Origin of the sequence: Streptomyces sp. NPDC048521, assembly GCF_043199855.1 — a bacterium.
Lineage (GTDB): Bacteria > Actinomycetota > Actinomycetes > Streptomycetales > Streptomycetaceae > Streptomyces.
In genome coordinates this window covers 138,814-158,216 of the sequence record NZ_JBICWR010000014.1, presented here as the reverse complement: position 1 = coordinate 158,216, position 19,403 = coordinate 138,814, and the positions used below count along the sequence as shown (strand labels likewise).

Genomic DNA, 19,403 nt, shown 5'->3' with positions numbered 1-19,403 from the left:
CAGGACACGGCCCGTTCAAGCACGAACGAGTTCAACTCATTGTTCGAGCACGGACGTTGGCCGGGAGACGGCGAGCCCTGCCGCCGTCTCCCGGCCCGGTACGGTCCCGGCCTGCCGCTCGCCGGCCCTACGCGGGGGTCAGACGGACGGGGAGTTCCTGGTGACCGTTGCTGATCAGGGAGGCCACCGGCCGCAGTTCACCGGCCGGAACCGCGAGGGACAGCTCGGGGAAGCGGCCGAAGAGCTGCCGGAGGGCCTCCGCGACCTCCAGCCGGGCCAGGGGGGCGCCGAGGCAGAAGTGCACACCGTGGCCGAAGGCCAGGTGTTCCTTGGGGGTGCGGGTGATGTCGAAGGTGTCGGCGCTGTCGCCGTGCCAGTCCGGGTGGCGGTTGGCGGCGGCGTACGAGGCGAGGATGGCCTCGCCCTGGGCGATGGTCTGTCCGCCGGGCAGTTCGATGTCGGTGACGGCGTAGCGCAGCGGCAGGTGCTTGACGGCGGGTTCGTGTCGCAGGGTCTCCTCCACGACGTCGTCCCAGCCGGCCTTGCCGGTGCGGACCAGGTCGAGCTGGTCGGGGGAGGTCAGCAGGGCGACGATGGCCTGGTCGATGACGTTGACGGTGGTCTCGTACCCCGCGCTGATCATCAGCACGAGCGTGTCGCGGAGTTCCTCGCCGGTGAAGCCGGTGCCGTCCGACTCCTCGTCACGGGCCGCGATGAGCAGGGACGTCATGTCGTCACCGGGGGCGGCGCTCTTCGTGGCGATCAGTTCGTCGAGGACGCCGTAGAGGCGCAGGGTGTTGGCCTGGGACTGCTCCGGGGTGAGCGTGGTGTCGAAGACACCGTCCACGAGCTGCCGGAAATCGGCCCGCTGGTCCTCCGGTACGCCCATCAGGTGGCCGATCACGGTGATGGGCAGCGGGTAGGCCAGGTGCTCACGCAGGTCCACGACCTGCCCGGCGGGCCGCGCGGCGAGGGCGTCGATCAGCTCGGTGACCATGGCCTCGACGGCCGGGCGCAGTTCGGCGATGCGACGGGCGCTGAAGGCGGGGGCGACCATCCGCCGCAGCCTGCGGTGGTCGGCGCCGTAGGCGGTGAACATGTTCTTCACCGCGATCCACAGGGCGAGCGGCCAGGTGGTGGCCCGCTGCTCGAACTCCGGCCAGTGCGCGCGTGCGTCCTTGGACACGGAGGGGCTGGTCAGCAGTTGCTTGAGCAGGGCGGGGTCGGTGACGGCCCAGGCCTGGACGCCGAGGATGTCCACGCGCGCGGCCGGGCCCCGGTCGCGCAGGGTCCGGTGCTCCAGGTGCGCGGCTGCGCCGGTCGGGTCGAGGACGAGCGGGGTGTGCTGGGACATGGCCGGTCTCCTTCAGACGACAGCGGGGAAGCGGACGGGCAGGGCGTCCAGGGCGCGGTGGAACGGACCGGGCCGCCAGGCCAGTTCGGACTCGGGGCAGGCCAGGTCGATCTCGGGAAGCGCGTCCAGGAGGCAGGTGATGGCGGTCTCGGCGATGAGGTAGGCGTGGGTCCTGGCCGGGCAGGTGTGCGGGCCGATGCTCCAGGACAGGTGGGCGCGGTTGCCGCTGAGTTCGGCGGCGCCGGCCCCGCCGGTGATGGCCGGATCGTTGTTGCAGGCGGCCATGGAGATGACGACGGGCTGGTGGGCGGGGAGCAGCACGCCCTCGATGTCGATCGGGTAGGGCGGGTAGGTGATGCAGTAGTTGGCCAGCGGTGGGTCGGTGTACAGCACGGTGTCGAGGGCGTCCCGGACGGGCTGGCCGGCGTGCAGGCCCGCGGAGAACTGCTCGTCGGTGAGGATCCGGAGCACGGTGTTGCTGATCAGGTTGGTCAGCGGCTCGATGCCCGCGCCGTACAGCGTGACGAGCTGGTGGGACATCTCGATGTCGTCCAGGCGGGCGGCGTGGGCGATCAGCCGTGAGGTGACGTCGTCCCCGGGCTGCTGCCGCCGCAGGGCGACGAGTTCGGCCACCGCCCGGCCGAGGATCTCGTTGCCCTCGGCGGCCGTCTCGGCCTCCGCCTCGAAGATCTTGGCCATGCCGTCGGCGATGCGCCGGCCGATCTCGTCCGGGCAGCCCAGCAGGGCGCTCAGGACGCGGAAGGCGATGGGCCAGGAGTACTGGATGAGCAGGTCGGCGTGGCCCAGGGCGCGAAAGTCGCCGATGGCCGCGGAGGCGACCTTCTCCACCAGGGCGCGCAGCTCGTGCTGGTCCACCGCCTGGAGGCTCGCGGTGTTGGCCGCCCGGTAGCGGGTGTGCTCGGCGCCCGCCGAGCGCAGCGCGTTGGGGCGCCACTCCATCATCGGCCGGACCGGGCAGGTCTCGGGTATCGCCTGCTGCCAGATCCGCGGGTCGGCGGGAAAGTGCAGCGGGTCGTTGAGGATGCGCCGGGCCTGGTGGAAGCCGATGACCAGGGTCGCGGGAACACCGGGGGCGAGATCCACGGGGACCAGCGCGCCGTGGAGGCGGCGCATGCGCGCGTACGCCGCGTGGGGATCGCCGGCGAACTCGGCGTCGTAGAGCGCGATGCGGGGCGTCGGGGGGCTTGCGGTGCCGGGGCCGGGGGTGGTCATGAACGGGGCTCCACAAGAGAGGCAGAGGTGTGACGGGAGGTCAGGAACTCGATGAGGGTGATGAGCGCGTACACGCAGGACCGGCGGTCACGCGCGTCGCATTCGGTCAGCGGGGTGTCGGGATCCAGCGCGAGCGCCTGCCGGATCTCGTGCAGGGGGTAACGGGGCGCGTCGGGGAAGACGTTGATGACGACGGCGTACGGCGTCCGCTGCTCCTCGAGCAGGCTCAGCACCTCGTGGCAGCCGTCGAGGTCCCGGGTGTCCACCAGGACCAGGGCGCCCAGCGCGCCTTCGGTCAGCCCTTCCCACAGGGGCCGGAACCGGGTCTGGCCCGGAGTGCCGAACAGGTAGAGCACCAGGCGGTCGCCGAGCAGATGGATGCGGCCGAAGTCCATGGCGACCGTCGTGGTCGTCTTGTGCGGCGTGCCGCGCAGATCGTCCACGCCGACGCTGGCCTCGGTGATCGGCTCCTCCATGCGCAGCGGTGTCACCTCGGAGACGCTGCCGACGAAGGTGGTCTTGCCGACCCCGAATGCCCCGGCGACGACGATCTTCGCCGACCGGGTGACGGCGGGGGCCAGATAGTGGGGGGCGGGCTGGTCAGACCAGTTCGCGGAGTCCACGCAGCACCTCCTGTAGCAGGTCGAGTCCGGGCCGGCCCTCCTGGACGGGGGCCGGGCTGGCCAGATGGCCGCTGTCCATCAGCGCGGAGACGAGGATCCGCACGGTGGAGGGCGGCAGTTCCAGGGCGGCGGCGATGTCCGCCACGGCCAGACCGCCGCGCCCGCCGGCGAACAGCCGCATCACCTTGCGGGCGTCCGGCCCCAGCACCTCGGTGGGGCCGGACGCGGCGATGAGCACTGTCTCCAGGCGGACATCCCGGCTGGGGCGGTTGCGTCCGCCGGTGCGGACGTAGGGCCTGATCAGGTCCGGGTCGTGCCGCGGACCGGTCACGTCGCGGTGCCGCCTTCCGCGGCGGGGCGGCGGTCCCCTACTTCCAGCTCGTGGCCGAGCCGGGTCGCCAGCCGCACCATGTGGTGGGTGATCAGGCCGACGTCGGCCTCGGGGCCGGTGGTGACCACCGAGAGCATGGAGTTCTTCGCCGCCGCGGTCGTCAGCCCGATGCGGCCCTGCGACTCGATCAGCAGCTGGCACATTCCCTTGCCGCCGACGTGCTCGTCCCACGCCTTGCCGGCGGCGCGCAGCGACGCGGTCACGGCGGCGAGTTTCTCCGCGTCCTCCTGGCCGATCGTCTGCGTGCGGGCCTGCAGAAGGCCGTCGCTGCTCATCAGCACCGCGTACTCGACGCCCTCGACGGTGCCGAGTTCCTGGTCGAGCAGCCAGCCCAGGCTGTTGCTGTGCGTGTCGCGCATGGTCAGTGTCCTTCGGTGGTTCCGTTGTTTTCCTGGGTCTGGCGTCCCCGGCGGGTGCCCGCCGCCCAGGCGGCGGCGACGCTCGGCCGGCCCGGCACGACCGGTGCCTCGGACGGTGACGGGGGCGTACTGCGTCCCCTGGCGGGGCGTTGCCGGACGGTCAGGCCGCTCGCGGTGGTCGCTGCGGGTGTCGGGGCGGCGGCTTCCCGCGGGGCCGGCAAGGCGGCGGGCTCGGGCACGGCGACGCGCGCGGGCGCGGCGACGGCGGCGGGCGCGGGCGCGGCGGCGGGGAAGACCAGGAGGTTCTTCGGCAGCACCAGGACGGCCCGGGTGCCCTGGTAGATGTTCGGCGCGGTCAGCTCGACCCGGAAGCCGTAGTTCTCGGCGAGCAGCGAGGCGACCCGCAGGCCCGTCTGCGGGTGGGCGCCGAGTCGTGTGATGTCGTCGCGGTGCTTGCCGGACATGATGTCGCTGGCCCACAGCAGCCGCTCGTCGTCCATCCGCAGGCCGGCGTCGTCCACGATCAGGAAGCAGGCGTGATGGCCTTCCTCCACGGAGACGTGCACCCGCGCGGCCGGCGGTGAGTACCGCAGCGCGTTGTCCAGCAGCAGCGCGAGCGTGTGTACGACGGCTTCGACCGCCCGGCTCTGCACCGCGACCGTGTCCAGCTCGTGGTGCTCCACCCGCTGGTAGCCCTCGATCCGGCCCATCGCCGCGCGGATCACATCGGTCAGGGAGGTGCGGGGCCAGCGCCGGGAGAGCTTGTCGCCGGCCAACACCGCGTAGCCCTGCGCGGTGAGCAGCATCTGCTGGGCGATGTGGTCGATGTGCACCAAGGTCGCGTACGCCTCGTCGTCCTGGTGGGAGCGCACGCCCTGGCTGATCTCCCGGCTCAGCCTGGACGCCCGGGCCACCACGTTGGAGGCGAAGCTGCGCACGGCCGCCCGGGTGGCCTCCTGCGACTCCCGGCGTGCCTTCGCGATCTCCTGGTCGGCCGCGGACCGGATCCGGGCGACGTGCTGGTCGGCCGAGGCCTGCGTGGTCTCCCGCACCCGCGTGACGGTGGCGGTGACCTGGCCGGTCAGGTCGCGGAGCCGGTCGGCGAGGGCCGTGTGGGCCAGCGGCGGGGGCACGGCCACTTCGCCGGCGTGACGCTCGCCGGGCCCGGCGGCGGAGCCCAACGCGGGTATGTCCGCGGCCAGTTGGCCGAGGGCGTACTCGGTGGCACGCAGCTGCTGGGTGAGCTGCTCCACCCGGCCCTGGGACTGGTCGGCCCTGCTGCGCTCGCGTCGGTACGCGCGGTGGAAGTGCCAGGTGGTCCCCGCGGCCGCCACGGCGACCACGGTACTGACGGCCAGTATCAGATCGGTCATCAAGTCCTCTCCAAGGTGTCCGGCTCGCGAACCGGTCGGCGCTGGACATCACGACCCGGCGAGGTGGTGCCACCGGCTGCCACGACGGCATGGTTCTGGATGCGGGCATGACAGACGAAAAGCCGGAAACCTCGCGCGCCCGCGATCTCGCGGACGGCCCTGCGGGACAATGCCGCAGCGAGGCTCTGGCCGGCGGTGATGAAGGGGGAGGCGGGGGCGCAGGGTGTGCCGACCGCGCCGCCGGTCGGCACCACGGCGCGGGTGCGGCCGAGGTGAACGGGCCTGCCGGCTAAGGCAGGGAGGGCGGCGGGCACAGTGTCCTCCGGGTACGCGGTCCTGTCGTCCTGCGTCACGTCCGCGACGCCCGGTGGCCGTTTCCGGTCTCGCCCGAGCTTAACGGCAAACCAGCAGTGTGTTCGACGCTCTGGACACGGAACCCTGTGAAAGATCGATGAGGGCCCGCCCGGGCGGGCCCCGGCCGGGCCGTTCCTGGGTCTGTGCCCCAACTAGCCAGATATGCAGTGTAGTTGGCGAGTAGGTCAGGTAGGCGGTCGCCTGCCTCGGCGACGGGGAAGGCACGATCAGTTCCCGCTGCTCGGCCAGGCCGTGCCCGCCGCGAGCCAACAGGCCACGTGCCGCGGGTCGGCGGCCGTGCCGGTGACGCGCAGTTCGCGGTGGACCGCGCGGGGCAGTTCGGGGCGCCGGAGCAGCGGGCCGGCGGCGGGGCCGCCGGTGGCGAGGGCGAGGACGAGGCCGGTCCAGGGCTCGGGGGCTTCCGGATCGTCGGCCAGGAGGCGGGCGTAGGCGTCCGTGGCGGCGGGATCCCGCGCGACGAGGGCACGGTCGGCGTCGGACGGCTCGGGCCAGGTCCCGTCGGCCGGTCCGGCGAGACGCTGCCGGATCAGGCCGGTGCGGGCGTGGGACCAGGGCGCGGCGAGGTCCGGGACGACAAAGGACTCGGCGATCCGCCAGTCGGCCGCGGCGCCGGCGACGAAGGCCCTGGCCAGGGCGCGGACGTCGTCCGGGGCGGGGCTCAGATGCCGGATCCGCCAGCCGGTGCGGTGGTCGGTGGCGGCGAATTCGGCGAGCGCGGCGATGTCCGGCCGGATGCGGTTGTCCGCCCACCAGGAGGGCAGCCGCGCCGTCATGCCCCGCAGGAAGCGGCGCCCGTGCGCGGTCAGCCCGGGATCGGCGTCGAGGACACGGAGGGCGTCCTGGGTCTGCCGCCTGCGTAAGGCGAACTCGAACTCGGCCAGTGGCCGTTCGGCCCGCGGCGCCTCGTCCAGGTACCGGCACCAGAAGTCGGTGATGCCCAGGAACGCGTACGCGCCTTGGAGCAGTCCGCCCAGCGGACGGGGGTCGTCCCGCCAGGGGGCGTAGTGCCGTTCGGCTCCGCTGTCCTGTTCCAGCGTCAGCAGATGGAGCAGGCCACCGAGTTTGGTGTGCTGGAACTCATGGACCAGGGTGACCGCCAAGGTGACCGGATCCGGCGGCAGTGACGCCAGCATGCCGCCGAAGGCGTCGCCGGAGGAGGCGCTGACGACCACCCCGGGCTTCGCCGGTCGGACCGCGGTGATGGTGCGCAGTCCCTCCGCGACGGCGGCGGCCATGCTCGGGTCGCTGCGCGTGAGCAGGGCCGTCGCGCGGGTGAACCGCTCCTGCCAGCGGGCGGTCTCGTCCTTGTCGAGCCGCTCCGGGGGAAGTGGTTCGCTGAGGTCACGGTAGGGGTCGATGTCGTCCAGCCAGACGTCCACCGGTCGCCCCGCCACATCCGCCCGCAGCCGGCGCAGCCCCTGCCATCCCGGGGCGTCGCCGTCGGGGGTCCCGGGCGGCTCGGGCGGGCCCACGCACGCGCCGTACGGATCGACCCTCAGCCGGCCCGCCTCCACCACCACCTCCGCCGTCCCCCAGTGCGGGCGGCCCGGTAAGCGGGCCAGGCCGAGGGTGGGGAACATCGCGGCGCCGTCACGCAACGGCACGGTGGTGCGCAGCCGCAGGCCAGCTCGCAGCGCGGCGACGGAGCACACCGCGTACAGATGGCCGAGGTCCGTCCACAGCGGCCCGTCACCCCAGGCCGTGCGGGACAGCCGGCGCAGGCTGTGCCCCAGCCAGACGCCGATCTGCGGGTTGAGCAGCAGTTCCTGGAAGTCCTCGGGAGCGTGTTCCTGGACCGCCGTGAGGGTGTCCCACGCGCTGTCCACGCCGGGCAGCGGGCCCAGCGCGCCCGGAGTCGCGGCGATGGTGCCGAGCAGGACCCGCAGCAGCAACAGCCGCCTGCTGTACTCGGTGGTCCGCAGGAAACGGATCGTCTCGGGACCGCCCCGGCCCGCGGCCAGGTCCTGGAAGTACGCCGAGGGAATGAGATGGTGCGCGGCACGGGCGGGTCCGGAACGTCCGTCGGTCTGCACGGATCTCCTCCCCGGGGACCGTCAGTCAGCCCGTCCGGGTGTGGGCTCACCGGCGAAGTTGACCCGTGGCCGCTCGACCTGCCGCAGCAGCCGTTCCAGTGAGTGCGCGTAGATGTCCGGCTTCTGCGACCGCAGGACGGAAAGCGGGATGCCGCTGAGATCGACCAGTTCGGATCCCATGAACTCCGCGGACGTATCCATGCGCCATCCCCCTGAGAACGCCCTGCATCCCGATGACTTCATGATGACGCATGGCGGAAGTGTTCGGGAAGACCGTGATCAGCCGGTCAGGCGCCCTGTTCCGGTGGCAGCCAGCGGGCGGCCCAGTCCTTCAGCTCACGCTGCTCCAGCGAGCCCGGCTCCACCATGGCGACCGCTTCGACCAGGGCGGCCAGTCCTCCCGGATGGCGGCGGCAGGTACGGACGATGCTGATGATGTCGAGCCGCGCCGCCCCGAGCCGGGGGATGGCACCGGACAGGTCGGCGGGCAGCATGCCGAGCACGAGCTGGCGCTGGTCCCGGTCCGTCATGCCGGGCCACCCCGCCAGGAGGTTGATCAGCTCGCTCAGGGCCGCGTCCGGCACCGGTTCCTCCCGGCGCCGGGCAGCGGGGAAGGTCAGATGGCGGACGTCGCTGGCCCAGGACCGGTACCACAGCGAGGTGGGCCGCTGGGTTCCCTCGGTGAACTGCCCGATCACCGTCTGTGCGACCGCGCTCATGTCGGGGGGCCAGTTCGCGCCGTCAGCGGCCGCCAGGGCGGCGAGCGCGGCCCGGGAGAACGCCCCGGTCTGCCGCGCGGGGTCGTTGACCGCCCGCTGCCCCGGACCGGACGCCAGCAGGACGAACTGCTCCCGGCCCGGCAACCGGTCGCCGCCCGGCGGGAGTTCTGCGGGCAGCGAGCGGGCGAAGCCGAGGTCCTCGACGAAGGTCTGGCAGGAGTCCACGAGCCAGATCTGGCGCCGGAAGCCGGGCAGCAGATCGGTGGTGAAGGCGGTCAGCCAGGCGTCCAGGTCCAGGTTGCGCCGGTCGTCGGCGGCGGCGTCGGCGTAGAAGAGCCTGCGGTGGCCCTGCGGGTCGGTGACGCCGTGGCCGCCCCAGAACACCCAGAGCAGGTCGCCGTCCAGTGCGGGCAGCCGGCGGGTCAGCACCTCCTGCACCGCCTCCCGCCCGGCGGCGCCCGCGACGACGTCGACCTCCGGTCCGCCGGCTCCGGGCAAGTCATCGAGCAGCAGGTGGATGTTGGCCGCGGGCACTCCGCGCCCGCGCAGCCAGGCGGTGAAGCGGCGGGCATCGGCCGCGGGGCCCGGCAGATCCCAGGACCGGCCGGCGGCATAGCGTTCCACGCCGACCACGACGGCGTACGTACGATCCGGGCGGGCGGCGGTCACGGCAACTCCCCGGCGAGGATCCGGTACAGCTCCGGGTTGCTCCAGTAGGCGCTGTGGGAGAGGGGGAAGGGCTGCCGGCTGTCCAGGGCGATGTCGTGGACCCGGCCGGGGAAGATCCCGGCGCCGACATAACTGAGCAGGTCCCGACGGTCGTACACGTTCAGCCAGCGCGGTACGTGCGCGGGCAGCGGGCTGCCGTGCTCCAGGCTGGGCAGTGCGCCCAGCTCGTACAGGAACGGCGCCTGCGAGCCGACGGTCACCAGCAGCGTGACCTGCGGCAGCGGGCGCAGCACCAGCAGGTCCAGCGAGGCGATGCCGCCGAGGCTGTGCGCGAGCAGGACGACCGGCGGCTCGGCCGCCCGTACCGCTTCCGCGACGGCCTCCCGGATCGCGGCGCCCCGGGCCAGGTAGAGCAGCACGTCACCGGCCGCCGGGTGGGCCGCGTCGGTGAGCGCCGAACGCCGTTTCACCGCCTGGGCGGAGGCCAGCCCCAGCGCCAGTCGTCCGGCCAGCCGCTTGACCCGGCGGGTCACCGGGCCGCGGTGCGCTCCGGGCTCGTCCGCACCGGCGGGATCCCCGGGGAGCAGTGCGACGATCCGGGCGACCGCCTCGTCGCGGGCGGTGCCGTCGAAGGCCGGTGCCGGTCCTTCCCGCCCGGCCCGCCTGCGTACCGCTTCGGCGACGAACGCCCTTGCCAGCGCGGCCGCCTCGGCCTGCGCCGCGGGGGCGCGCAGGAAGCGGCGGCCGTCCGGTGCGGTGAGTACGGCGGCCACGGCGGCCGGGAAGTCCTCCCCGATCCCCGCGGCCTCCAGCAGCCGGCGCAGCCCGGCGTCCCCGGTGAGCGACAGGGCCGCCGAGGAAAGGGCCTCGCCCGGCGGCCGGGCGCCCGGCGCCAGTTCGGCCCGGGTGCTGCTCTCCGCGGTGAGCAGGCGCAGTTCGAGCAGCGGGTCGAGATAGAGAAGCCCCCAGAACTCGATGTCCGTGTCCGGGTCGTCGTCCCCCGTCTCGGGGGCGCCCGCTTCCGGTATGCCACGCCGGGTCGCGTACCCCGGCACGGAGACACCGTTCGAATGAAGCACCGATCCTGCGTTTCCCCCCCAATAGCAGGAAGTTATACGGATTTCAGGCCGTAACGGCCGGAAGCCCTCTTGTATGCGTTCCAGAGTTTCGCTCAATCCTGGCTCGCGCACTCCGGTGCCGTGTACGAATAATACCGTCGTCACCGCTGACCCCCCGCTCATGACGGCATATACCAAGTGCACTCAACAATAGGCTGTTCACCCGAGACCCGGCTACACTCCGTACAGACTGTGCCACAGCGGGCGGCACGTGCCGGAAGGGGGCTGCCGGTGAGCACCGACTCCATGGTCACCCATGTCGCCGCGGCTCTCGCGGTGGTGATCACGGCCTCGTACGTCCTGGGCGCGGCGGCCCGCAGACTCGGTCAGCCGCCGGTCATCGGGCAGTTATTCGCGGGCATCGCACTCGGTCCCAGTCTGCTGGGCCTGGCACCGGGACGCATTTACGAAATGCTCTTCCCGGAGCAGATCCAGCCCATTCTGACCGCCCTGGCGCAGGTGGCGCTGGTGTTCTTTCTCTTCGCGGTCGGCTATGAACTGGACCTGCGTCTGCTGCGTGGTCGGGGCGCGGTGACCGCCGTATCCCTGGGCGGATTCGCGATTCCCATGCTGCTGGGCGCCGGAGTCGTCCTGCTCTTCCCCGGAGGATTCTCTTCCGCCAACGGCGGCCATCCGGTCGACGCCACCTTCACCCTCTACATGGCCGTCGCCCTGTCCATCACGGCGGTCCCCGTGCTGGCCAGCATCATCAGGGACCAGGGACTGGCCGGCAGCGGGCCGGGCACGATCGCCATGGCCTCCGCCGGTGTCATCGACGCGCTGAGCTGGCCGGTGCTGGCCGTGGTCCTGGTGGGCGGGGCGCACGGCTCGGCGCAGACCTGGACCGTCAGGGTGGCCCTGCTGGCCGTGTACGTGCTGGTGATGATCTTCGCCGTACGGCCGCTGCTGATGTGGTGGATGTACCGGCCCGGCGCCCTGATGACCAATCATGTCCCCATCGCCGTCGCCGTGGCGCTGGGATCGGCGGGTGTCACCAGCGCGCTCGGGCTGCATGTGATCTTCGGCGCGCTGCTGGCCGGGATCATCATGCCCCGCCAGCCCGACGGCGTCCCGGACAACCAGCTGTTGCGCCCGCTCCAGGAGACCGGCGGCCTGCTGCTGCCGGTGTTCTTCACGATCTCCGGTACGGCGGTCGAGCTCGGTGGGCTGCGCGCGTCCGACCTGCTGCTGCTGACGGTGATATGCGCCGCCGCGATCGTGGGCAAGGTGGCCGCCGGCTCGCTGTCGGCCCGTGTCGCCCGCATGCCCTGGCGTGATTCGCTGGTGATCGGCGTGCTGCTCAACACCCGCGGGCTGACCGAACTCATCGTCCTCGACGTCGGCTTGCAGGCCGGGGTGATCGGCCCCCGGCTCTACGCGCTGCTGGTCGTGATGGCGCTCCTCACCACCGCGGCCTCCGGCCCGCTGCTCGCGCTGCTCCGCCGTCCGGCCGGCACATCGCCGGCCGGACCCACCGGAGCCCAGCCAGGCGGCGAGAAGGCGCCGGGCACCCGGCCCGGACCGGAGCCGGGCCAGTCCCCCGCCGCCGACGCCGAACCGGCGCCGCGGCCGTAGTCCCCCTGTCGTGTCGAGCCGGTCGGGTCCACCCGACCGGCTCGCACGGAGCTAGAAGGGCACCGGGGCGATGTCGACGTCGGCCCGCTGGCTGCTGGCGGCGGCGACGGTCGCCGGGTGGCTGTCGCCGAGCGTACGGCGGAAGCGCATCAGGGTTTCGGTGTGCAGAGCCGTGGCCTCGTCCTCACGGCCCAGCGCACGCAGGTCGAGGACCACGTTGTTGGCACAGGCCAGAGTGGTCGGGTGGTCCTCGCCGTGGTTGCGGGTCAGAACCTCCAGGGCCTGCCGGTCCAGTTCCAGGGCTTCCGCGTGACGCTCGTTGGCGCTGTGCTGGTTGGCCATACCGATGACCGTGGTCAGGGTGAGGATGTGCTCGTCGCCCAACGACTCGCGCAGACCGGGCAGCGCCACGGCGAGGTGTTCCCCGGCGGCGTCCAGGTCCCCGAGGTGGCGCAGGGTGATGGCGACGTTCGTACGGGCCGACAGGGTGTAGGGGTGGGCGCTGCCGAGCTTCGCCGTGTAGCGGTCGATGGTCGCTTCGCCGAGTTCCCTGGAGCGCCTCAGCTGGCCGTCCTGACGGAGGTCGTTGACCAGGTTGGCCGCGCAGGCGACGGCGTCGGGGTGAGCGGCGCCGTAGCGGCTCTCGAACTTCGACAACGCCAGTTCACCGAGTCGCAGGGCCCCGTCGTGGTCCCCCGCGCGCCGACGGCACACCGCCAGGACACGGGCGCAGCTGACGCTGGCGGGGTTGTCCTCGCCGTAGGTGTCGACATAGCGGGCGTAGACGTCCTCCTGGTGGGCGACGGCTCCCAGGTAGTCGCCGGCCTCGCGCATGTCGATGGACAGGCCGCTGAGGGTGCTCAGGGTGTCGAGGTGGTTCTCGCCGAGCGTGAGAGCACGCAGCCGGGCCGTCTCGGTGTCGTGTTCGCGCGCCTCCTGGTACAGGCCCATCAGCCGCAGGCCGACGCCCAGGCTGTGGGCCGCGCGGAGCGTGGCCGGGTCGTCCTCGCCGAAGGCCCGCAGTGAGCGTTCGTAGACCGACCGGTTGATCTCCAGCGCCCGCGCGATCTCCGCCCTCAACCGCAGGCCGCTGCACAGCTGGATGAGGGCGTCGAGGGTGCCCTCGTCGTCCTCGCCCGCGACCCGGATGTAGATGTCCGCGGTGCGCTGCATCATCTCGGCGGCCTCCTGGTACTCGCCGAGCACACGCAGGATGAAGGCCAGCCACTTCGCCATCTCCAGCGTCTGCTGGTCCTCGGCGCCGAACTTCTCGGTCCAGATGTCCACCGCTTCGCGTGCCATCGACGCCGCACCGTCGTGGTCGCCCCAGATGTAGAGGAACTCCACGATGCCTCGCAGCAGGCCGCGCACCCAGGGGGAGTCGCACTCCACGGCCCGTGACACCACCACGTGCGGCAGCAGCGCCTGGTAGCGCGGCCACAGTTCCCGCGAGCCGGGGCCGTTGGGGTTGGCGTCCGCGAGCAGCAGGTGCGCGCCGTGCCGCATGTCCGCCTGCTGCTGCGGGGACATGCGGTTGACCAGCACCGCCTGGACCAGGCGGTGCAGCTGGATGGTGTCGTGCCGGTGCTCGATACGGGCCAGGGCGTAGACGTTGATCTCCCGGATGGCCCGTCCGAGCTTGATCGGGTGGCGCAGAGCCTCGTCCAGTTCGGGGGCGATGGTGGTGCTCCGCGAGTTGTTGAACAGGCTCCGGGAGATCGGCTCGGGTGCGAAGAAGGAGCAGACCTGCAGGAGTTGGAGCGCGGCGGGGTTGCGCTGCTCGAGCTGGCGCAGCGAGACGTCCCAGGCCGCGGCCACCGACATCGGATAGTCCGGCGACGGGACCAGTTCGAGCATCAGCTCGGCGATCTTCTCGTTGATCAGCCGCAGGTACTCGGGCACGGACATCCCCGTGACCGCCTGCCAGGCCGCCGCCTGCTCGATGGCGAGCGGCAGGTCGCCCAGGGCCTCGGCGAGCCGGTCGGCGTCGCTGTCGCTCAGGTCGCGGGCGCGGCGGCGGAGCAGTGCCTTGCTCTCCTCGCGGGTGAAGACGTCGACGGACAGCGTCCGGGCCACCCGGTCCCACTCCTGGTTCCGGGAGGTGATGAGGATCTTCCCGGTGCCGCCGGTCGGGAAGTAGGGGCGTACGGCCTCGACGTTCTCGGCGTTGTCGAAGACCAGGAGCCATCGGTCGTACGGGTGACCCCGGCGCAGTGCCTCACGGACCGCGGGAACGGCCCGGTTGGCTTCGCTGCTCACGTTCAGGCCCAGCCGGTGGGCGAGTTCGGTGAGCGCGGTCAGGATCATCGTCGGCTGTTCGGACGGGATCCACCACACGACGTCGTAGTCGGACGCGTACCGGTACACGTATTCGATGGCGATCTGTGACTTTCCGACACCGCCCATGCCGTGCAGGGCGTGCGGCAGTACGGCAGAGGTGTCGCCGGTCAGCAGTTGGTCCCGTACTTGCGCGAGCAGATCCTCACGGCCGACGAAATTGGGGTTGTTCGGGGGGACGTTGCCCCAGACGGCGGGCACGGAACTGCGCGGGTGCAGCTGGTGCGCCTGCGGTGCGGCCGGGCCCGTGACCTGGTTGCCGTGTGACGAGGAGTCAGCGCCCGGCTCGCCGTCGGGGCTCGGGACCGCAATCCCCTTGGCCGGGGTCCTGTTCCTGGAACCCCCGTCTTCGCGCTGGTGCTGACTGGCAGTGGTGTCGGTCATGATCAGGCCGTCCGTGTCGGAATTTATGTGTTCATTACTGACATCGTGGACCATCCGCTCCGCGTTCGGCGTGATCGACGCTCCAGGCCCAGCCCCTTCCAGGGCCGCGCTGATCCGTCGGGCGCGGAGCAGGTAAGGCCCTGAGAGGGCACGGAGAACGGCCAGTTCCACGCGCACGAACGGCAGGCTCTCCGCCGTCAGCGGAGGATCAGGAACCTCTTCCGGGGCGAGCAGTGCGCCGTGCAGCCGACGGGCCGCCTCGAAACGGTCACCGTAGAAATCGGACACCGAACTCACCACCCGCGCGGTGTCCGCACGCATCGCGGCGGACAGCAGCTCCTCGCGCGCGCCGTCGACGAAGTCCAGTGGGATGCGGGAGTCGTCACCCTGCGGTTCGCCGGGCGGGGTCTGCTCGAGCAGACCGCTCAGGAACAGCTCGGCCAGATGGACCGGTTGGGCTTCCGGCACCAACTTGCGCTGTACGTCCCGCACCAGGCGCGGTTCGAGGACCGCGGCGGCCAGATGGGTGGCCAGCCGGAAGGCGGTGGGCGTGGCGTGGCTGCGGAAGCGCCGGATGCGCTCCCGCACCGAGGGCGCCGGGGATGTGAACGGGGGCTCCGGGACATCCGGTCCGGGCCGGTCGGGCACGCCCAGCAGCAGCACGAAGGCGTCCACCCAGCCGGCCTCCTCACCGGCCACGAGAGCGGCCCACCGGCCCAGCCAGTCGGCGTCCAGCTCCAGGACGGGGACGGCCACCGTCCACTTGTCGGGCGGCGGGTCGAACGGGTCGCGCTGTTCGGCCGGGAAGTCCACGGACAGCTCGGTGTTGCGGGCTCCCCCGCGCGGGCTGTGCAGTCGTACCTGCCGGGGCACCAGGGCGGTGCGGTGCCAGTCCCGCTGGGACAGCAGATGCACCAGCGCCACCGGCCCGGCCGCCGACCACAGCTCCAGCGCCTTCCGGCCGGCCTCGGTCTGCCACAGCGGCCCGAGTCCGTCGGTCAGTACGAGGATGATCCGGCGGCCCGTCCGGTCCACCAGCTCGCCGGGGACACCGACCCGGTCGTCGTCCGGGTACGGGCCGAGCAGCACCGCTTCCTCGCCGCCACGGCCCTCGCGCAGGCCCATCCGCCGCACCCGCACATCGCGGAAGGCCCCCAGCTGCTCCGCCACGGCGGTGAACTCGGTGATCGTCTGCTGCCAGATCACCATGGTCGCGTGATCGTCCACCACCAGCACCAGATCGAAACGGCGCTCGTCCGCCGACCGGGTGTACGGCAGCCACAGGCCGTCCTCGGCGGCGTGCTCGGCGGTGGCCTCCTCGTCCAGCTCGATGTCGAACGCCGAGGGCACCACCTGCTTCAGTGGCCGCAGCCGGCGGCTGATCTCCGGTGCGTCCCGCAGGTCCGGCCCCGGCGCGGCCTCCTCGGCCCGGACGTACGCGACGGGGAACTCCCGCCCGGACCCGGGCGCGGATACGGCCGGCCCCGCGGACACGAGCCGCAGGGGTACCTGGACCGGGTCACCCACCGGTAGCGGTTCCGGCCACGCGGCACCGGTCGCCCCGCCCGTCGCGCCGTCCGCCGTTCCCTCCGGGGCACGGTCGGCCCCCGCGCGGTCCGCCCCGGCGCCGGGCGCACCGTCGCGCCCGGCACCGCCCGCCGGAAGCGGCCCGGGCGGTTCGGGTTCGGGCAGCCCGGAGAGCCCCGGCAGCGTGGGCGGCCGGGGCTGCGGCGGACGGGCGGACGGAGGCAGCCGCGCCGCCAGCGTCTGGTACGCGTGCAGCCACAGCGCCTCCGCCAGCTCGAAGGGCTCCGGGTACGGACGCGGGTCCTCACCCATCAGGGCGCCCCCGACAGTTCACGCCAGAGTGCGTCCAGCAGCTCACCCCAGGACTCGTCCTCCTCACGGACGCCGGCCGTCCGCAGGAAGACGGCGTTCAGCAACTGGTCGGTGGCCAGTCCGCCGTTGGCCTTGCTGCGCTCCACGAAGGCCCGGATCAGGGCGTCGTGCCGGCCGTCCTGGTCCCTGAAGTGGGCCGCGATCATGGCGGCGAGCTGGTCCTGGCGCGGCGGTGAGACATTCAGCCTGACGCAGCGGCGGAGGAAGGCCGGCGGGAACTGCCGTTCCCCGTTGCTGGTGATGACGACGAACGGGAAGGCCCGGCACCGTACGCGGCCGTCGGTCACCGTGACCGTGCCGTCCGGGTCGTCGGTGAAGACCTGCGCGTGCCTCTCCCGCCGGCGGGCGCGGACCAGCTCCGGGATGTCGTAGGAGCCGTTCTCCAGTACATGGAGGAGGTCGTTGGGCAGATCGATGTCGCTCTTGTCCAGCTCGTCGATGAGCAGGACGCGGGGCAGCTCGTACGGCAGCAGCGCGGTGCCCAGGGGGCCCAGCCGCACGAAGTCCCCGATCCGTGGTCCCTCGCCGTCGCCGCCGTCCGGGGCAGGCTCGGCCGCGGCGTCCGGGGCGGCCGGTGCCGCCGGTGCGGTCGGCGCCGGGGCACCCGCCGGGCCACGCCCGAGGGAGGCCTGGGCCCGGCCGATGGCGTCGTACTCGTACAGGCCGGAGCGCAGGGTGCTCCGGGAGGTGATTCCCCAGTGCAGTACCCGGCCCAGGCCCAGCTCGCGCGCGACGAGGTAGGCCAGCGTCGACTTGCCGATGCCGGGCCGGCCCGTCACGAGCAGCGGACGGCGCAGCAGCAGGGCCGTGTTGATCATGTCGATGTCGTGCGGGTTCTGCCGGGGGGTGGCGCGCCCCACGGCACCGAGCCGGCGGTCGGTCTCGGCGCTCTCGGCGGGCACGGGCGGCAGCACCGGGCCGCCGTCGAAGTTCCGCCAGGCGGGTGGCGGGGGCAGTATGTCGGAGAGGCGGATGTCGGCCAACGGCTGCCCGGTACCTCGGTAGATCCACCAGCTGCGGCTGCTGACCGATCCTCCGTTCCCGGCGCTGTGGACCGGGTGATGGACACCGCTCATGACTCCCCCTCGGCGTTGTGTCCGCCACCCGCGCCCCCGGGTTCCGGCCCTGAGGACGACCAATCGACGATGCGGTTCGGGTCGTCGAAGAGCACCGCGAGATGGCGGCCTGCGTGCGCGTCCCGTTGCGAGGCGGCCGCGGTGGCCGCTTCGTTCCGTAACTTCTGGACCCGCTGCGGCAGTTCGATGGCTTTTCCTTTGATCAGCTTTTTGACCCGTCTTCGGAACTCGCCCGGTGGCGTCGGCCGGCGGTCCCAGACCGCCAGGGGCACCCCGGCGCGCAGGGCGGCCTCCAGCGAGGCCTGGCTGCCCCCGGGTCCCGGCAAGGGAGGAGCGTTGAGCGCGACGGAGACCAGCCGCTCGTCGGCGGTCAGCCTGCTGGTCCACTGGACGGGGTCGTGGCCGCGCCGGCCGGTGGTGTCCCAGTGGCAGGCGATGCCGGCGTCTTCCATCATCTGCTGCCAGCGGTTGTGCCACCGCCGGTGGAACTCCCGGGCCCGCATGCGCTCGAGGCTGCGGAGCACCACCGGATAGCTCAGGCACAGGGCGGTCGCGGAGGAGGACTGCGAGGCCATCGGCAACCACTCCATCGGGTGGTTCAGCAGATGGATCGGCAGCACGAACTCCAGCACCGGCCTGCCGGGGCGGCCGGCCCACTCCTTCTCGGCGCGGACGACCAGCCGCTCCACGGTGGCCTCCACGTCGCTCAGGGCCACGATCTGGTCCTCTCCCCGCTCCGGCCGCCAGGGGCCCGGACGTATCTGACGCCAGTGGGACAGCAGATACCGGTCCGGGCTCATCCCGTGTCTGCTCAGCTGGATAACGAGGCAGGCGGGAGCTGGTTGTGCCGCCGGGGCCTGGGCGATCTCCGCGCGCAGCGCCTTGAGCTGCGCACCGAGGCCGAGCTTGACGGCCTGGGCGTCGTTCCACTCCCGCAGGCCGTCGGCGACGGGCCGGTGGACGTCGGACTCCTCGAGCGCCACGAGCACGTGCTCGACCAGGGCCATCACGGGGAGCAGACCGTCGGCGCGGGCGTTGACCCCGGCGAGGAGGTCGAAGGCCTCCCGGAGGGTGGACACGCGCTGGTCCTGGAGCACCAGGTCACCGGCCGCCGCGTACAGCACGCCGCGCACGTCGAGATGACGGACACGGGCCAGCAGCGAGTGGACCTCCCGTAACTCGGCCTCGGACAGGACCGCCAGCACCGGGGAGGCGACGACGAGTTCCCGGATCCTGAGCACGGGAGCGGAATGGGGTGCGTAGTCGTGCAGGGTGGCGACCAGCTCGGGCAGTCCGCGCGGCTCCTGCAGGCATGCGCGGACGATCTCCAGCATCTCGAGCCGTGTCCGGCCGTGCCGCCGGATGTCACCTAACTCGGGTAACCGGCTCGCCAGCATACTGATCAAGAGATCGCGCCCCTCCGGTGCATCGAGTCCCGTCACCGCGCACATCTGATCAACAAGCTCACGCTCGAGTCCTGGCGTGTGACCGCCATTTCCTTCGCTGTACAAGCGTCCCCCCGTCTCGGCCGCGGCCTCCCCAACTCCGCACCGGAGGGGGGTGGTCCGGGCTCCGCCGCCCTGCATCAAGGGTATGGCGCGGGCCTGACACGTCGCCACCCTGCGCAGCGGCCGGATGCCGCCCGGTCACCACAGACGAAAGCGCGGGCCGGGAGCACTCCCGGCCCGCGCTTGATCACGCTGTCCCTCGCAGGTCACATCGTTTCTGCACCTGCGGTTCCTGGTGGGGCGGGTGGGACTCGAACCCACGGCCGACGGATTATGAGTCCGCTGCTCTAACCGGCTGAGCTACCGCCCCATAGCGGCGTGTCGCGTACATGTGTGCGCGCCGTCTGCCGCAGCATAGCCGCTCATACGATCTCCTG

At 72.2% G+C, this 19,403-nt stretch carries 14 protein-coding genes and 1 tRNA gene; 1 reads left to right on the top strand and 14 read right to left on the bottom strand.

What is annotated here, in order from left to right; all coding sequences use genetic code 11:
* Positions 1 to 127 precede the first annotated feature (127 nt).
* The 10 genes from ACGFRF_RS29160 to ACGFRF_RS29115 all read right to left on the bottom strand — a co-directional run bounded on the left by ACGFRF_RS29160 (position 128) and on the right by ACGFRF_RS29115 (position 10,208).
* On the bottom strand, positions 128 to 1,354 hold the full coding sequence (locus ACGFRF_RS29160; protein WP_393744915.1) for a cytochrome P450: 1,227 nt from the start codon (positions 1,352 to 1,354) through the stop codon (positions 128 to 130).
* 12 nt (positions 1,355 to 1,366) lie between these two features.
* On the bottom strand, positions 1,367 to 2,587 hold the full coding sequence (locus tag ACGFRF_RS29155; protein WP_393744913.1) for a cytochrome P450: 1,221 nt from the start codon (positions 2,585 to 2,587) through the stop codon (positions 1,367 to 1,369).
* Positions 2,584 to 3,210 (bottom strand): ATP/GTP-binding protein, encoded by a 627-nt coding sequence (locus ACGFRF_RS29150; protein WP_393744911.1) that lies wholly within the window; start codon positions 3,208 to 3,210, stop codon positions 2,584 to 2,586. Before ACGFRF_RS29150 ends, ACGFRF_RS29155 begins: the two co-directional genes overlap by 4 nt.
* Positions 3,188 to 3,541 (bottom strand): DUF742 domain-containing protein, encoded by a 354-nt coding sequence (locus ACGFRF_RS29145; protein ID WP_393744909.1) that lies wholly within the window; start codon positions 3,539 to 3,541, stop codon positions 3,188 to 3,190. The genes ACGFRF_RS29150 and ACGFRF_RS29145 overlap by 23 nt, the downstream gene beginning before the upstream one ends.
* Positions 3,538 to 3,960 carry a roadblock/LC7 domain-containing protein gene (locus ACGFRF_RS29140; RefSeq protein WP_393744907.1) on the bottom strand — a complete coding sequence of 141 codons (423 nt, stop codon included), beginning with the start codon at positions 3,958 to 3,960 and terminating at the stop codon, positions 3,538 to 3,540. The genes ACGFRF_RS29145 and ACGFRF_RS29140 overlap by 4 nt, the downstream gene beginning before the upstream one ends.
* Before the next feature lie 2 nt (positions 3,961 to 3,962).
* Entirely contained in the window at positions 3,963 to 5,333 is a 1,371-nt protein-coding gene (locus ACGFRF_RS29135; RefSeq protein WP_393744905.1) for an ATP-binding protein, read from the bottom strand.
* A 581-nt stretch (positions 5,334 to 5,914) separates the two neighbouring features.
* Positions 5,915 to 7,741 carry an HEXXH motif domain-containing protein gene (locus ACGFRF_RS29130; protein WP_393744903.1) on the bottom strand — a complete coding sequence of 609 codons (1,827 nt, stop codon included), beginning with the start codon at positions 7,739 to 7,741 and terminating at the stop codon, positions 5,915 to 5,917.
* Positions 7,742 to 7,762: 21 nt separating this feature from the next.
* Positions 7,763 to 7,942, bottom strand: coding sequence for a hypothetical protein (locus ACGFRF_RS29125; RefSeq protein WP_393744901.1), 180 nt, complete (start codon positions 7,940 to 7,942; stop codon positions 7,763 to 7,765).
* 86 nt (positions 7,943 to 8,028) lie between these two features.
* The gene (locus ACGFRF_RS29120) at positions 8,029 to 9,129 is read right to left on the bottom strand and encodes a caspase family protein (protein ID WP_393744899.1); all 1,101 of its coding nucleotides are present in this window, start codon (positions 9,127 to 9,129) and stop codon (positions 8,029 to 8,031) included.
* The gene (locus tag ACGFRF_RS29115) at positions 9,126 to 10,208 is read right to left on the bottom strand and encodes a hypothetical protein (protein WP_393744898.1); all 1,083 of its coding nucleotides are present in this window, start codon (positions 10,206 to 10,208) and stop codon (positions 9,126 to 9,128) included. The genes ACGFRF_RS29120 and ACGFRF_RS29115 overlap by 4 nt, the downstream gene beginning before the upstream one ends.
* 270 nt (positions 10,209 to 10,478) lie before the next feature.
* Here ACGFRF_RS29115 and ACGFRF_RS29110 point away from each other — a divergent pair, with 270 nt between their 5' ends.
* A complete protein-coding gene (locus ACGFRF_RS29110; RefSeq protein ID WP_393744896.1) occupies positions 10,479 to 11,822 on the top strand; it encodes a cation:proton antiporter in 1,344 nt (447 codons plus the stop codon).
* 51 nt (positions 11,823 to 11,873) lie between these two features.
* On the opposite strand, the gene fxsT is transcribed toward ACGFRF_RS29110, so the two are convergent.
* From fxsT to ACGFRF_RS29090, 4 genes are all read right to left on the bottom strand, one after another.
* A complete protein-coding gene (fxsT, locus tag ACGFRF_RS29105; protein ID WP_393744894.1) occupies positions 11,874 to 16,382 on the bottom strand; it encodes an FxSxx-COOH system tetratricopeptide repeat protein in 4,509 nt (1,502 codons plus the stop codon).
* Positions 16,382 to 17,518 (bottom strand): AAA family ATPase, encoded by a 1,137-nt coding sequence (locus ACGFRF_RS29100; protein WP_393744892.1) that lies wholly within the window; start codon positions 17,516 to 17,518, stop codon positions 16,382 to 16,384. The genes fxsT and ACGFRF_RS29100 overlap by 1 nt, the downstream gene beginning before the upstream one ends.
* A complete protein-coding gene (locus tag ACGFRF_RS29095) occupies positions 17,515 to 18,969 on the bottom strand; it encodes a hypothetical protein (RefSeq protein WP_393745124.1) in 1,455 nt (484 codons plus the stop codon). Before ACGFRF_RS29095 ends, ACGFRF_RS29100 begins: the two co-directional genes overlap by 4 nt.
* A 290-nt stretch (positions 18,970 to 19,259) precedes the next feature.
* Positions 19,260 to 19,336: transfer RNA gene (locus ACGFRF_RS29090), tRNA-Ile, on the bottom strand.
* Between the last annotated feature and the right edge of the window lie 67 nt (positions 19,337 to 19,403).

Coding starts and splice junctions, on each gene's coding strand:
- ACGFRF_RS29160 (WP_393744915.1), bottom strand. CDS start 1,354: ATGTCCCAGCACACCCCGCTCGTCCTCGACCCGACCGGCGCAGCCGCG.
- ACGFRF_RS29155 (WP_393744913.1), bottom strand. CDS start 2,587: ATGACCACCCCCGGCCCCGGCACCGCAAGCCCCCCGACGCCCCGCATC.
- ACGFRF_RS29140 (WP_393744907.1), bottom strand. CDS start 3,960: ATGCGCGACACGCACAGCAACAGCCTGGGCTGGCTGCTCGACCAGGAA.
- ACGFRF_RS29135 (WP_393744905.1), bottom strand. CDS start 5,333: ATGACCGATCTGATACTGGCCGTCAGTACCGTGGTCGCCGTGGCGGCC.
- ACGFRF_RS29125 (WP_393744901.1), bottom strand. CDS start 7,942: ATGGATACGTCCGCGGAGTTCATGGGATCCGAACTGGTCGATCTCAGC.
- fxsT (WP_393744894.1), bottom strand. CDS start 16,382: ATGGGTGAGGACCCGCGTCCGTACCCGGAGCCCTTCGAGCTGGCGGAG.
- ACGFRF_RS29100 (WP_393744892.1), bottom strand. CDS start 17,518: ATGAGCGGTGTCCATCACCCGGTCCACAGCGCCGGGAACGGAGGATCG.
- ACGFRF_RS29095 (WP_393745124.1), bottom strand. CDS start 18,969: ATGTGCGCGGTGACGGGACTCGATGCACCGGAGGGGCGCGATCTCTTG.